Annotated in this window: 13 protein-coding genes; 7 read left to right on the top strand and 6 right to left on the bottom strand. The window is 40.4% G+C overall.

Annotation, left to right across the window (positions count from 1 at the left end; translation table 11 throughout):
- The first annotated feature begins 3 nt into the window (after positions 1-3).
- Entirely contained in the window at positions 4-948 is a 945-nt protein-coding gene (locus tag B155_RS0108910; protein ID WP_018127922.1) for an ABC transporter substrate-binding protein, read from the top strand.
- Positions 929-1,675 carry a Dph6-related ATP pyrophosphatase gene (locus B155_RS0108905; protein WP_018127921.1) on the top strand — a complete coding sequence of 249 codons (747 nt, stop codon included), beginning with the start codon at positions 929-931 and terminating at the stop codon, positions 1,673-1,675. The genes B155_RS0108910 and B155_RS0108905 overlap by 20 nt, the downstream gene beginning before the upstream one ends.
- Here the strand turns inward: B155_RS0108905 and B155_RS0108900 are convergent.
- On the bottom strand, positions 1,672-2,139 hold the full coding sequence (locus tag B155_RS0108900; protein WP_026167284.1) for a hypothetical protein: 468 nt from the start codon (positions 2,137-2,139) through the stop codon (positions 1,672-1,674). The two genes, B155_RS0108905 and B155_RS0108900, sit on opposite strands and share 4 nt — an antisense overlap.
- Before the next feature lie 134 nt (positions 2,140-2,273).
- Here B155_RS0108900 and B155_RS0108895 point away from each other — a divergent pair, with 134 nt between their 5' ends.
- The 4 genes from B155_RS0108895 to arsN2 are packed head-to-tail and all read left to right on the top strand — an operon-like array spanning position 2,274 to position 5,947.
- Positions 2,274-3,572, top strand: a complete 1,299-nt coding sequence (locus B155_RS0108895; protein WP_018127919.1) for an MFS transporter — start codon at positions 2,274-2,276, stop codon at positions 3,570-3,572.
- 3 nt (positions 3,573-3,575) lie between these two features.
- Positions 3,576-4,058, top strand: coding sequence for a PH domain-containing protein (locus B155_RS0108890; RefSeq protein WP_018127918.1), 483 nt, complete (start codon positions 3,576-3,578; stop codon positions 4,056-4,058).
- Positions 4,051-5,535, top strand: coding sequence for a PH domain-containing protein (locus tag B155_RS0108885; RefSeq protein WP_018127917.1), 1,485 nt, complete (start codon positions 4,051-4,053; stop codon positions 5,533-5,535). Before B155_RS0108890 ends, B155_RS0108885 begins: the two co-directional genes overlap by 8 nt.
- Complete coding sequence (arsN2, locus tag B155_RS0108880; protein WP_018127916.1) at positions 5,528-5,947, top strand: arsenic resistance N-acetyltransferase ArsN2; 420 nt, start codon at positions 5,528-5,530, stop codon at positions 5,945-5,947. Before B155_RS0108885 ends, arsN2 begins: the two co-directional genes overlap by 8 nt.
- On the opposite strand, the gene B155_RS0108875 is transcribed toward arsN2, so the two are convergent.
- Together B155_RS0108875 and B155_RS0108870 are read right to left on the bottom strand one after the other, a co-directional pair.
- Positions 5,936-6,343 (bottom strand): response regulator, encoded by a 408-nt coding sequence (locus tag B155_RS0108875; RefSeq protein WP_018127915.1) that lies wholly within the window; start codon positions 6,341-6,343, stop codon positions 5,936-5,938. The two genes, arsN2 and B155_RS0108875, sit on opposite strands and share 12 nt — an antisense overlap.
- A 63-nt stretch (positions 6,344-6,406) precedes the next feature.
- Positions 6,407-7,231 (bottom strand): ZIP family metal transporter, encoded by an 825-nt coding sequence (locus B155_RS0108870; protein ID WP_040368430.1) that lies wholly within the window; start codon positions 7,229-7,231, stop codon positions 6,407-6,409.
- Positions 7,232-7,377: 146 nt separating this feature from the next.
- Here B155_RS0108870 and B155_RS0108865 point away from each other — a divergent pair, with 146 nt between their 5' ends.
- Positions 7,378-8,094: a hypothetical protein gene (locus tag B155_RS0108865; protein ID WP_018127913.1), complete on the top strand. Its 717-nt coding sequence runs from the start codon at positions 7,378-7,380 to the stop codon at positions 8,092-8,094.
- Between the two features lie 12 nt (positions 8,095-8,106).
- On the opposite strand, the gene B155_RS0108860 is transcribed toward B155_RS0108865, so the two are convergent.
- The 3 genes from B155_RS0108860 to B155_RS0108850 form a co-directional block, all read right to left on the bottom strand.
- Positions 8,107-9,264 carry a YncE family protein gene (locus tag B155_RS0108860; RefSeq protein ID WP_157464832.1) on the bottom strand — a complete coding sequence of 386 codons (1,158 nt, stop codon included), beginning with the start codon at positions 9,262-9,264 and terminating at the stop codon, positions 8,107-8,109.
- Between the two features lie 78 nt (positions 9,265-9,342).
- Positions 9,343-11,346 carry an Ig-like domain-containing protein gene (locus B155_RS0108855; RefSeq protein WP_018127911.1) on the bottom strand — a complete coding sequence of 668 codons (2,004 nt, stop codon included), beginning with the start codon at positions 11,344-11,346 and terminating at the stop codon, positions 9,343-9,345.
- Between the two features lie 29 nt (positions 11,347-11,375).
- Positions 11,376-13,367, bottom strand: a complete 1,992-nt coding sequence (locus B155_RS0108850; RefSeq protein ID WP_018127910.1) for a hypothetical protein — start codon at positions 13,365-13,367, stop codon at positions 11,376-11,378.
- Positions 13,368-13,505: the final 138 nt, after the last annotated feature.

Below are 13,505 nucleotides of genomic sequence, written 5' to 3'. Positions count from 1 at the left end.
ATTATGAAAGTAAGTTCTTTTCTTCCAGCCGCAACTCATATGATTTATGATTTAGGTTTAGATCAATATCTAGACGGTATCACTTTTGAGTGCCCTCCCAAAGCCTTAGAAGAGAAACAGGTTGTGGTACGTTGTGTGTTGGAAGGAAAGGAATACTCCAGTGAGGAAATTGATCGAATTTTTTCGGCTAGTAAAGCTCAAGGAAAAAGCCTGTATTACGTTGAAGATGAAATTCTGCAGTCTATTCAGCCCGATATCATTTTTACACAAGATGTATGTGAAGTATGCCAAATTGATACCGAGTGTACTTCAAGAGCAGTGGCTAAATTAGATAAAATGCCAAAGCTGATCCCATTAACTCCCCAATCATTACAAGATGTATTTGATTGCCTGATTACCATTGCGAAAGCGATGGGCTATGAAGAAAGGGCCTATACACTCATGGCTGATATAAATGAGCGTATGAATGGAATCACAGATCGATTGCGCAAACATAGAGCTCCGTTAAGAAGGGTTTCTTTGTTAGAGTGGTTTGATCCCATCTATAACTGTGGGCACTGGATTCCTCATCAAATTGGATATGCTGGGGGGATCGATATGCTTTCAAATCCATCGGGTGACAGTATTGTAATAGATTGGGATAAAATTTTACGATATGATCCTGAAGTACTAATCGTAGCACCCTGCGGTTTTGACGTTAAGCGAACACTCGCTGAAATGCACTTGCTAACTCAACGAAAAGGCTGGGAGGATCTTACAGCTGTGAAGAATGGTGAAGTATATGTAGCTGATTTCGATTTATTCACCCAACCGTCGGCAGGTACTATCATTCAAGGAATCGAACTTATGGCCTGCTTAATTCACCCTGAATTATTTGATTTGAGCCATGCTCTTTCTGCTAAATGTGTTCGACTGATGGACTTAGATAATGCCAAAATTCATGCCTAAACCAAGTTTCTTTAATTGGAGTGGAGGAAAGGATAGTGCCATGGCATTGCATAAGATGCTTCAAGATCCTCAATTCAACATTGAAGCCTTGTTAACTAATGTGAATAGCGACACCGATCGAATTTCAATGCATGGTGTGCGGCGTTCATTGTTGCAAAAGCAAGCGGAGTCCATTCAAATTCCCTTACACACTATTGAACTAAATTCATCCCCAAGTCTCAAAGAATATGAAGCGGTGGTTGATGAAAAACTTCTAGGGCTAAAAAAAGAGGGATTAGATACGGCTGTTTTTGGAGATATCTTTTTAGAAGATTTAAGAAGCTATCGAGAAAATCATTTTTCGAAGTCTGATATTGAAACGATATTCCCGTTGTGGGGACATAACACCACAGAACTAATGAGAGCTTTTATTGAGGAAGGATTTAAAGCCGTAGTTGTATGTGTGAAATCGGAATTGCTAGATGAATCATTTGTTGGGCGAGAATTGGATGATGATTTCATAGAAAGCTTACCTGATAATGTAGACCCATGTGGCGAAAATGGAGAGTTTCACACTTTTGTATATGATGGGCCTATCTTCACAAAAGAGATTCCGTTCGAAAAAGGAGAGGTCGTATTTAAGTCGTATAAAGCACCTCAACAGCAAGATGATGAGTGCAAATTATCGAACGAAACCGATGAGCAGAAAATGGGCTTTTGGTTTTTAGACCTTTTAGATACCCCTTAATCTTTTGTTCTAGGTATTTCCTTAACCGTTGAATGGAGATGTTTTATTTTCCAACCATCGGTAGTTTTTATCCAAACTTTTGTAACTGTTTCCTCTACTTTGGTTCGATCATCCTTATAATAATCCATCGTTCTTAAGGTATAGCCCGATTCATTGGTAAGTGGAATAATTTCCATGTGATCATTATTAAGAGTACCGAAAGGACGGGGTATTTTCTCACAAAACATACCAATCATTTTTTTAGACGGTGCCTTTCTACCGTTAGCATAGAACCCGATATCATCTGTCATGAGATCTAATACCGTTTCGCATTCACCTTCAATGAATGCTTTTTGCTCTTTGTCTGTGTGAGCTTGAATAGCTTGTTTTACGCTCTCGAAATCTTGAGCGTGAAGCTGGTTTTGAAATGAAAGTAGGGCTATTAGAAATAGCAGAAGGGTAGAGGTAAAACTAAGATTTTTCATAAAGGTAGGGTTTGTGATGACTCTAATTTGTTTAAAAATGAATCGAAAACAAAAGCACCAATCAAAATCTTCATTTTGCTTTAAACTGAGGTTCAACGATATTCACAAAAATTAAACACTCTCAAGGGACTTGAATGACCAAACCAACTACGGCCAAATCTAAAGGACTATTTTCGTGGGCGTTATATGATTGGGCGAATAGCTCATATTTCGTAATCATTCAGACTTTTATCTTTGCAGCTTATTTTACCAAAGCTATTGCAGAATCAGTTGAGATAGGTACTTCGCAATGGGGCTACATGATTGGTACAGCCGGCATTGTTATCGCTATTGGGGCACCCATTTTAGGGGCCATTGCTGATCAAGCGGGTAGGCGTAAACCTTGGATTGCGGCTTTTACCATACTCTGTGTGATAGCATGTTTTATGCTATGGTTTGCGGAACCTGGAACCGATTCACTTTGGATGGCTCTTATAATGGTGTTTCTGGCTACTGTGGGTGCTGAGTTTGCCTTTATATTCTATAGCGCAATGCTTCCTGATTTAGTACCCGCAGATAAGATAGGTCGTTGGAGCGGATGGGGTTGGGGACTCGGTTATGCAGGTGGACTAGCGTGTTTGTTAGTGGCTCTTTTTGCATTCATCCAAACCGATGGTTTATGGTTGGGCTTAGATGCTTCAACGGCTGAACCAGTTCGAGCTACTTTTATACTCACGGCAATTTGGTATGCACTGTTTAGCTTACCCTTATTCTTCAATACAGAAGATACTCCTTCAACCAATAAACCTATTGGAAAGGCAGTGAAGGATGGCTTTGCTCAAATTCGGGCTTCACTACGAGAGGCTAAAAAACTAAAAAATATCGTTCGGTTTTTAGTAGCTCGTTTATTCTATAACGATGCTATTGTGACCATTTTTGCCTTAGGCGGTGTGTACGCTGCAGGTACTTTTGATATGGATGAAGAACAAATTTTGATGTTTGGACTAGGATTAAATGTAACGGCTGGGCTAGGAGCTTTTGGTTTTGCTTGGCTGGATGATAAATCAGGTAGTAAATTCACTATTATCGTATCTATTTTGGGACTTATTATCCCATTAATAGCATTGATTGTAGTTCAATCTGTAATGTGGTTTATAATTTGGGGACTACTTTTAGGTATATTTGTTGGGCCTATACAATCGGCGAGCCGTTCCTTTATGGGGCGATTATCACCTCCTGGGTTGGAAAATCAGATGTTTGGTTTGCTAGCACTTTCTGGGAAAGTGACCTCTTTTGTAGGGCCAATGTTAGTAGGATTTTTAACCCTTCAATTTGGAAGCCAGCGATTAGGAATGACATCAATTCTAATCTTGCTACTTATTGGGTTAGTCCTCATGTTTAGTGTAAATGAAGAAGAGGCACCGACATTAGAAACCGTGCCCGTTAAAGAATAGCTTATGAATGATACTCCAGAGACAAGAATTGATCGAAATGCCATTAAAGCATGGCGCTTAAGTGGACTGATTTATGGACTATTCTTTTTCACTCCCGCAATTGGATATGGTGGAATCTCGTGGTGGGCAAATGATCTAAACTATATAATTTTTGGCGCGCTTAGTCTCGCAGCAATTATCTTGTACTTATTGGTATCCTTCTTTATTCCCTCCCTTCGTTGGAAACGTTGGCGATATGATGTGGGCGAGCAAGAGATAGATCTACTTCGAGGCTTAGTGGTTAAAAAGAGAACGCTGGTTCCAATTAACCGCGTGCAACATGTGGATACAAATCAAGGGCCCATATTTCGAAAGTTTGGGTTATCGTCGGTTAAAATATCAACGGCGGCTACCACCCACGAAATCCCAGCGCTCAATGATGAGATCGCGAAGGAGGTTCGTAATAAAATTTCGTATTTGGTAAGGCAGGTAAAAGAGGATGTCTGAATATAGACGGCAACATTGGGCGGCAGCTGTTGATAAGCTGTTCAATTTAGTACGAAAGAATTTATTCACCTTTCTAGTGCTATTCTTTGTGGGTACCCGCCAATCAGACGGGATGATATTCTGGTATGTATTTGCTGGAACACTAGTACTAGCCTTTGTTACTGGTGTGCTAGATTGGGTACGTTTTGAATACCGTGTAAAGGATGGTGAACTCCAGATTAAAAAGGGGATTTTAGTTCGAAATAACCTTTTCATGGATCGTGAGCGCATTCAAACCATTGATGTAACGGAAGGGATTATTCAGCGGTTATTTGGCTTGGTGAAAGTTGAAATAAAGTCAGCTGGAAGTGGAAATGGTAATGCAACACTAGCGGCTATATCAGCAGGTGAAGCGAAAGAGTTACAGGATGCCTTAAAGCGGAATAGGAGTGCAGAGTCTGTTGAATTAGCGACCGATGAATTCTTGGAAGATCAAGTAATTGAAGAGCTAGATGATGATTTGATCGAAGACCAATGGAAGATTTCGAAGCGAGAATTATTGATGGCAGCGTTAACATCGGGCAATTTTGGTATCATCGCATCGATATTAGGCGCTATATCCGGGCAAATGGACCAATTCATCAACCAAGAAAACCTTCAGTATTTATTAGATCGGTTACCAGGTTTTAATAATGTAACACTCATCATTGGGCTTGTAATCGTAATCTTTATTCTCTCTTGGGGCTTGTCATTTCTTGGGGTGATTTTGACCCACGCTGATTTCACCATCAAAAAGTACAAAAAGGAACTTGTTATCAGCTCTGGGCTACTTGAACGCAAACAGATAACGATTCCTTTTGATCGAGTACAAGCAGTTCGATTCACAGAAGGAGTACTGCGGCAACCATTTGGATTCGGAATGCTATTTGTTGAAAGTGCAGGCTTTCAACAACAAGAAAAGCAACGATCGATAGTATTAGCGCCCTATATCTCGAAAGCTAGTTTAGGTAGTTTCTTTGAGCGGTTTATGCCTGATTTTACTCCCGAAAAACTAGATGTCAGACCTCCTGAACGAGCATTCTTTAAGTATATTCGCAAACCCAATTACTTATTACTAGTGGCATTACCATTTGCTTCTTTCTACTGGACCTATGGTTGGATGCTTAGCTTATTAGTAGTTCCATTTTCGATATTAGGATGGCTTCGTTTCCGTGATGCGGGACTCACATTTAATCAACATCAATTGGTTATTCGATCGCGGGATTTGGTTCGAAAAACGGCCTTTATCAGACGAAATCGAATTCAAGTAGTGGATGAGTCCGCACATCCGTTTCAAGAGTATAAAAACTTGTCGACCGTCTCGGTTACAACAGCGTCGGGGGCCAAGGGCATGACTTTCGGAATTAATGATATGGACCATTCTATTGCAATTAAACTCAGAAGTTGGCTCATTGAAGGAAAAGGAAGGTCCTCAATATCAGTCGAAGAGCATGAATAGAAATTCTATTCCATATGATCAGATTCAAGCGCTTTTAAAACAAGCTTCGTTACCTTATCAGGATATTAAACAAGATCATATTCACTTTGTTACCAAAGTTGAAGAAAATACGCTAATTGGTTGTGCTGCCATTGAGATTCAGGAAGAGTATGGCTTACTACGTTCAGTAGTAGTTCATCCTGATTATAGAAGTAAAGGGGTGGCCCAAGAGCTGATAACGGATTTATTGAATTACACCAAAAACCAAAAACTGCATAGTATATATTTACTTACAGAAACGGCTAGCAATTATTTCAAAAAGGTTGGCTTTCAGCAAATAGATCGATCGAAAGCACCTAAGCCTATGCAGAAAACTTCAGAGTTTGCAGAATTGTGCCCTACAGGCGCTACCTGTATGTTCTTAGTTCTTTGAGTAGCTTTGGAGTTGCGGAACGGGAATCAGTCCTAGAGCTTTAGCAAATTCAATGTTCACATCTTCAACACTGAATGGTTTTGAAAGTACATGTTCTTCACGCTCTAAATGGAGCTGAATATATTCAGAAAATTTACCACCAGTTATAAAGATGATAGTGGGTTCGTATTCTTTACGAATTTTCTTTGCGGCTTCAATTCCATTTCCATCAGCTAAAAGAATGTCCATAATGATGAAATCGGGGCGATGTGTAAGCGCTTCATTTACAACGTGTTCTTCTGTTATACACACACCAATAGTTTCTATACCCGTCTGAGCAACAAGTCTTTCAAGTATAATAGAGAAGACCATATTGTCTTCTGCAATAAGTAGGGTTTTGTTATCAAGTGAAAGCATGGGTAGTCTCCGTTTTATAGAGACTACGCATGCTTATTAAATTCGGATGGGATGGGTAGTAATTTATCCTAAAGACACATCTAGGACCATCATCACACAAAAACCAACCATTGTTCCTAAAGTGGCTATATCGGTGTTTCCATGATGCTGACTCTCGGGTATTAATTCTTCCACAACTACATAAATCATGGCACCAGCTGCAAAGGCTAATGCATATGGTAACATTGGTTGAACAAATATTACTGCGGCAGTACCAATAACGGCTGAAATAGGCTCAACAACCCCAGATACTTGGCCATACCAAAAACTCTTTTTCACAGATAAACCATCACGGCGTAATGGCATAGAAACAGCCATGCCTTCAGGGAAATTTTGAATACCTATACCCAGTGCAAGTGCTATAGCTGCAGCTACGGTAGCAGTACCAGTAGGGTCAACGCCTGTTGCAGCGGCACCAAAAAGAACACCAACAGCAAGTCCTTCGGGGATGTTGTGCAGAGTGATTGCAAGCACCAAAAGCGTAGAACGGCGCCATTTAGTTGGAATCCCTTCCGCTTGTGATTTGTCTAACCCAAGATGCAAATGTGGTAAATATTGATCGCAGATTCTTAAAAACACTCCACCGCCAAGAAAACCAATAACGGCTGGCAACCAAGGGATAGAGCCTTGTGCTTCCGCCATATCAATAGATGGAATGATTAACGACCATACACTTGCCGCTATCATAACCCCCGCAGCAAAGCCCATCATGCTGTCTAATAAAGGGTAATTTATCTTTTTAGTGAAGAATACGAGGGAGGCTCCCAATGCTGTAACAGCCCAAGTAAAGAGTCCACCAATTAAAGCTTGTGTAATAGGATTTAATTCGTAAAATAGATCTGGAATCATGATAAATAGAATTTTTATCGAACTTAATAAATTTTTAGCTAACACTAAATATTATAATCCTCTAAAATAGGTTTTTAAATATCCACCTGTTTAATTAAAAGATTATGTTTGATGCAGTAAAATGAGGGCTTTAATTAGGTAAAGAAATGAGCGAACATAGTGCATATGGACTTCCGATAGAGGAAGGGTTTGTTAGAATCAAAATTAATATAGATGACATGGTTGTTCGTGTGAATAACTATGCACCTGATTTTGTAAACCCTACTTCGGATAGACCTGCTATTAAGTTTGGGATTGAGGGTTCTAAAATCTCCAGTCTTGATGACAAAGGATATCTACTTACGGTAGACTCATCGAAAGGAATTGACAGCACTACATTTTCCCTTCAAAAAGATACTATTTGGTTCGACGTTGAGATAGAAGAAGTAGGAAAGGTGCTTAATAACCCAATCTACTTTGCGATCTCAGGGATTAATCCAAGCTACATAAATTACTTTATTGAACTGCTTCATTATCGTATCGAGTGGTTACAGTTTGACAAAGCTTCATCAAAGATTTTAACGGTAAGTGAAACTACCCGCGAGTTTACACAGCCACGCCCACAGCTTGAGCAGAAATTCATGATAAATGATATTTCGAAATGTTCGAATATGTTGGGAAGGGCAATTAAGAAAATTGATCTACGCACGCGATCTGCTTATGTGCGTTTTAATACAGAAGATGGGAAGCTTGATCCTGTATTATCAGTGATAGCCGAAGAACTTGGCTATCATCTCGACATCTTAGATGAAGAAACGGTAGCCAAGTTGGCTAATAAAGGGATGAAAGCGAGTCATGTGATCTCGCTTAAAATGAATTACTAGATAGAAAGTAGTTTATCCTTCCTGTTTCCAGAAAATAATACCACCTGCTTGCTTTCCAGTTTCAACAACAGCAATACGCTTGTTGGTTTCGAGGTTGATAATGTCCACAGAACCGGGCTCACCACCAATTCCTTCAACCGATAGAAATGCGTACTTGTTGTCGGCTGAGATAGCAACACCATGAGTTACTTTTCGGCTATTTGGCACTTTAGCAATCTCTTTACCTGATTTAAGATCGAAGATGCCTGTTGCAGCTTCACCTTTATAGCTTGCTACAAGTAGTTTGCCATCGTGTGTTACTTCAAGGTTGTAAGGTGCTTTACCTGACTTTAGTCGACGTGTGATTTCCCACTTTTCAGTGTCAATTTCAATGATTTCATCCGAACCGTTACCTGCTACATAAACAAGAGGCTTAGTTGGATGCGGGTCGGCCCAAGTTGGTTTAACTTCAGGCTTGTGCATTTTCATATCCATGCCTTTCATTCCATTTGCTTGGTGCTGGGAGTGATCCATTTTACTATGGTCCATCTCTTTCATCTTTTTAGCACCTTTGCGCAGGTTCAGTTTTCTAGATACTTGAAGTGCACCTGTATTAATTTCATACAGTTCATCTGTCATCATAGATACATGGTAATGCTTCGTACCATCATCTGATATTCTTGAACCGTGAGGCATGATTCCAGTCTCAATATCGGTTACCACTTCCATGAATTCTGGATCTACCACAGAAACGGTACTTGGTACCATATCGCCATGAAGGTTGAAGTTTACTACATATAGTAAGCCAGTAGCTTTAGATATTTCCATACTCGCTGGAAACATTCCTAAATCTGTAGTGGCTACAAGTTCGTCGGTTCCAGTTTTGTATTTAGCTAGGTATCCATATGGATTTCCATGGGCAATGGATAAGAACCAATATTCGCCATCTGGGGAAATGTTAATACCATGTGGGCCATCAGTTTCAGTAGGATAACGACCAACGGTAATAGTTTTAGCTATTTCAGCTTTTTCGGTCTCTCCATCTAATTTGATCAGGTGAACCTCATCTTCCGATTCAGCGGCTACATAAACATAGTAATCTTGAGCCGATACCGAGAAGGCAGATAAACAGAATCCAATTAGAAATAAAAATGTAATTGCTAAAATTCGTCTCTTTGGGTGATGATTCATATCACGCATATTAAATAGTGTTTCAGCTTAAAAGTAAAGGGGGCATAAAGCCCCCAATGTATTTAACCTAAGTTTGAATTAGTTAGTGCCTTGAGCTGTGCTTTCGCCCAATTTAACTGCCCAAATTCCTGAATTCCAATCAGATAGGAAAATGTATCCTTTATATGGCTGTGGACCCCAAACGAAAGTAGCATTAGGGATGAATGCTTCGCTATCATATGGTCTGAAAGAAGCAATCTCTCTGCCTTGCTCGTATAGGTCGCCCATAAGCTCACCTGAGATATCAATAACACGTAAGCCACCATTATAGAATGATGCATACATGATATCGCCTTCAACCCAGTAGTTGTGGGTACCAGCTTCAGGAACTTGGTAACGTGCAACTTCTTCCGGAGAATCCCAGTCATCAAATTTCACAAAGTGTAACCAACCCGCAGCACGGTTTGGGCCTTCAGTATCTAAACCATAAGGGAAAGATTCGTCACCAGCTACAACGTAGAAATCACCTGTACTTTGGCTCTTGAATGGGAATGCAGCATGGTTCCAGCCACTTGGGTATGTATAGCTACCTAACTGTACTGGGTTTTCTGGTGAACCACCCGCACCTGGAAGGTCAGAGCTTGCATTGCTTCCAATATCAACAGCTACAATACCATCGCTCCAGTTTGAAGAGTATGCGATACCATCTTGAATCCATACATCATGAATAGAATGTCCAGGAGTATCTAATTCAAATACACCTACTGTTTTAGGGTTTCTTGGGTCTTCAATATTGATGATGTCGTACTTACGACCGTTGTTTACAGCGTATACATGGTCTTCATAAATAAAGGTGTTATGCACACCGCCAGTCATACCTTCTGTGTACTCAGAAAGTAATTTAACATCTCTTGGGTTGGTTACATCAAGGATGATGATACCATTTTTACGGTCTGAAGCTCCTTCACGAGTAATAACAGCTACGCGGCCGTCTTCTGATACTTTCACATCATTTACTGTACGTGCATCTACAACAACAGTATCAATTGGGATGATATTTTCAGGATCGGTAACATCCCAGAATAGTGCTTCACCGTTGCCACCCCAGGTACCGGTAACAGCATAATCTCTACCGTCAACGCCTTCCCAAACCCATAAGTCAGAAGTTCTGGTGTGATTTACAATACCTTTTCCAACTACCGTGATTGGACGCTGAACATTTCTTGGTACGGCTTTGATGGTGCTACGTGCAACTGTATTACCTGTTTGTGCCATGATAGTGTACTTGCCAGTTTTATTAGCTACAAAACGTCCGTCTTGAGCAACTTGACCTGCTGCACCCTGACCTAATTGATCATCTGGTTCAGCAATAAAAGAATATAAAAGCGGTGCATCACTAACTTCATTACCACGAGCATCAACCGCTTTGGCTGTAAAGCGAACTACGTCACCCGTACGAATTTCCTTTCCTTCGTAGTTGTGCGTTAGTACAATACGGTCGATTGGGTTCTTAACTACTTTCGACTTCCAAGTAGCTGTTTTGTTTTCAGCTTTGGCTGTAATAGTGAAGTTACCTGTTTTATGTGCTGTTACATTGTTGTACTCATCAACAGTTGCTACATCTGGGTTTGAACTGCTCAGTGTAACTTCAACATTGTCGCGTAATACATTAGCCTCATCCATTACCTGAATATCTAACTCAACCGTAGTGGTGTTGTAGAAATTATTAGGAGTGTTCGCAAATGTAATTGATTTTACAGGAGGGTAGGCTACGTTTACTGGAAGTGTTGCAGTGATACGATCGTTACGATCAGCAGTAATAGTTCGAGCAATTACTGTAAAACTACCAGAAGCAATTGCTTTGATATCGCCCTTTGGTGTTACAATGATAGAACGACGGTTTCTTGTAAAGAAGATTAAAGAATCGGCAGTTGTATTGCCTTGAGCGTCTACTACTTTCGCTTCAATTTTTGACTCTTCATTGAGTTTTAGGTTTATCTGCTTTTGAGAGAAAACAATTTTTTTCTCTTGAGCGATGGCCGTACCCGATGCGAAAACAAGGGCTACCACCAATAAGGTCAAGCGTGTGAATAATTTTGTCATGTTGTTGATTAGTTATGGTTATAGATAAATTAGTTACTTGCTGTATTCTGAATAGGTTTGAGTTTTAAAGCCCAAAGGCCAGAACTCATATCAGAAACAAAAATCATGTCTTTGTAAGGCTGTGGCCCCCAAGCCATAGGTGTATTTGGAGCATTACCTTCACTAGTTTTAGGTAAGAAGCGTGCGATTTCACGGCCTTGGTCGTATAGGTTACCCATGAGCTCACCCGATACATCCACAATACGTAAACCACCTTGGTAATAAGCTACATACATAATATCGTCTTTTACCCAAAGGTTGTGTGTACCTGCTTCAGGTACTTCATAGCGGGCTACTTCTTCGGCTTCTTCCCAATTGTTTAGTTTGAAGAAGTGAATCCAACCAGCTGGATCTCCATTCGGGAATGCTTCATCGCCAGCGGCAATGTAAAAGTTGTCGGATGACTGGCTCTTAAATGGATAAGCAGCATGGTTCCATCCGCTTGGGTAAGTGTAGCTTCCAAGCATCTTTGGGTTTTCAGGCGAACCACCTACACTTTGCATGTCGCCATCAAGCTTACTGCCAATGTCTACTGCTACAACACCGTCACTCCAGTTCGAGGAATATGCAATACCATCTTCAATCCACACATCATGCACAGCATGGCCAGGGGTATCAAGCTCAAATTGGCTAACACGGTAAGGGTTGGCTGGGTCTTCGATATTGATGATATCATAACGGCGACCATTGTTAATAGCATAAATATGATCTTCGTAAATGAACACATTGTGAACACCACCCGTTAAGCCGTCATCAAAATGAGAGATAATTTTAACATCACGTGGATTGGTTACATCAAGTATTACTAATCCATTTTTACGGTTGGAAGCACCTTCACGAGATATCACCGCAATGCGACCATCTTCAGAAACTTTTACATCGTTAACTACTCGTGCATCAACAGTGATGGTATCAATTGCCACTATATTTGTTGGGTCGGTAACATCCCAGAAAAAAGCTTCACCTCGGCCAACATGTGTACCCGTTGCGGCATAATCACGGCCATCTACGCCTTCCCAAACCCAAAGGTCGGAGGTAGGAACATCGGTTACAGCACCATGCCCAAGTACTTCAATTTCACGTTGAACATTTCTAGGGTTAATCTTTACTGTAGCTTCAGTGATAGTTCCAGCATTGCGTGCTGTGATGGTATATAAACCTGATTTGTTTGCCACAAACTTACCACGTTGATCAATTTGAGCGGGAGCAGCTTCCCCACGATCGTCATCTGGCATAGCTATAAAAGCATACACAAAAGGCGCATCTTCTACTACACGACCTCTATTGTCTTTTGCTACGGCATTTAAAGTGAGTACATCGCCAGTGCGTGCAATGTCTTTATCTACTTCAAGTTCAACACTAACTACAGGGTTAGCAATTACTTTACCCTTCCAAGTTTCAGTAACACCTTCTACTTTGGCTGTAATGGTATATGAACCTGGCGATTTAGCTTGTAGTCGGCCAAACTTATTAATAGTGGCTACTTTTTCATTAGATGAAGTGTAGTCGCTAACGGTAATATCTTCTCTTTTGAAACCCGTTTCGTCGAATACACGAGTTTCTACTTGAAAAGAAGTGCCTTCGTACATATTAGTTGGAATGTCGTTAAAGGCAATGCGTTCGAGCGCTGGATAATTAACGGTAACTGTCACATTCATACGCATAACAGGATTTGAACCCTGAGCTGTTTTGTACACTACTAATTGGTGTGAACCTGGCTCTACAGCTTTTATTAAACCATCTCTACTAACCAGCAAAGCCTTGCGTGCTCTTGAGAAGAAGATCATGCTATCTGGTTGTGCATTACCGTTCGCATCAACCAAAGTTGCTTTAAGTTGCAGTTCTTCACCAACATTCAGTTCGATCGTAGCTGGTTCCAGAACAATTTTCATATCTCCAGCATCCTCTTGAGCATGTGCTGGAAAGGACAAAAACCCGATTATAAATAGCGCTAATAGGCTAAAACTCCATCTTTTTTCCATTATATAAATCCTTTTTTCTTTTTTAATGAGATAAGACTCTTAATAAATCAAAAAAAAAGGAGAAATAGTATTATTACTGAAGGTTTTTACGCCAATTTAAATACTATTTTTTGTAGTTTTGGGAGCCTTCTTCTAAAG

It is taken from the genome of Balneola vulgaris DSM 17893, from assembly GCF_000375465.1.
Taxonomy (GTDB): domain Bacteria; phylum Bacteroidota; class Rhodothermia; order Balneolales; family Balneolaceae; genus Balneola; species Balneola vulgaris.
Note: the sequence above shows the minus strand (reverse complement) of the source record. Positions and strands in the feature narration are given on the sequence as shown.

Coding starts and splice junctions, on each gene's coding strand:
- arsN2 (WP_018127916.1), top strand. CDS start 5,528: ATGAATAGAAATTCTATTCCATATGATCAGATTCAAGCGCTTTTAAAA.
- B155_RS0108885 (WP_018127917.1), top strand. CDS start 4,051: ATGTCTGAATATAGACGGCAACATTGGGCGGCAGCTGTTGATAAGCTG.
- B155_RS0108910 (WP_018127922.1), top strand. CDS start 4: ATGAAAGTAAGTTCTTTTCTTCCAGCCGCAACTCATATGATTTATGAT.
- B155_RS0108870 (WP_040368430.1), bottom strand. CDS start 7,231: ATGATTCCAGATCTATTTTACGAATTAAATCCTATTACACAAGCTTTA.
- B155_RS0108905 (WP_018127921.1), top strand. CDS start 929: ATGCCAAAATTCATGCCTAAACCAAGTTTCTTTAATTGGAGTGGAGGA.
- B155_RS0108865 (WP_018127913.1), top strand. CDS start 7,378: ATGAGCGAACATAGTGCATATGGACTTCCGATAGAGGAAGGGTTTGTT.
- B155_RS0108875 (WP_018127915.1), bottom strand. CDS start 6,343: ATGCTTTCACTTGATAACAAAACCCTACTTATTGCAGAAGACAATATG.
- B155_RS0108890 (WP_018127918.1), top strand. CDS start 3,576: ATGAATGATACTCCAGAGACAAGAATTGATCGAAATGCCATTAAAGCA.
- B155_RS0108895 (WP_018127919.1), top strand. CDS start 2,274: ATGACCAAACCAACTACGGCCAAATCTAAAGGACTATTTTCGTGGGCG.
- B155_RS0108855 (WP_018127911.1), bottom strand. CDS start 11,346: ATGACAAAATTATTCACACGCTTGACCTTATTGGTGGTAGCCCTTGTT.
- B155_RS0108860 (WP_157464832.1), bottom strand. CDS start 9,264: ATGAATCATCACCCAAAGAGACGAATTTTAGCAATTACATTTTTATTT.
- B155_RS0108850 (WP_018127910.1), bottom strand. CDS start 13,367: ATGGAAAAAAGATGGAGTTTTAGCCTATTAGCGCTATTTATAATCGGG.
- B155_RS0108900 (WP_026167284.1), bottom strand. CDS start 2,139: ATGAAAAATCTTAGTTTTACCTCTACCCTTCTGCTATTTCTAATAGCC.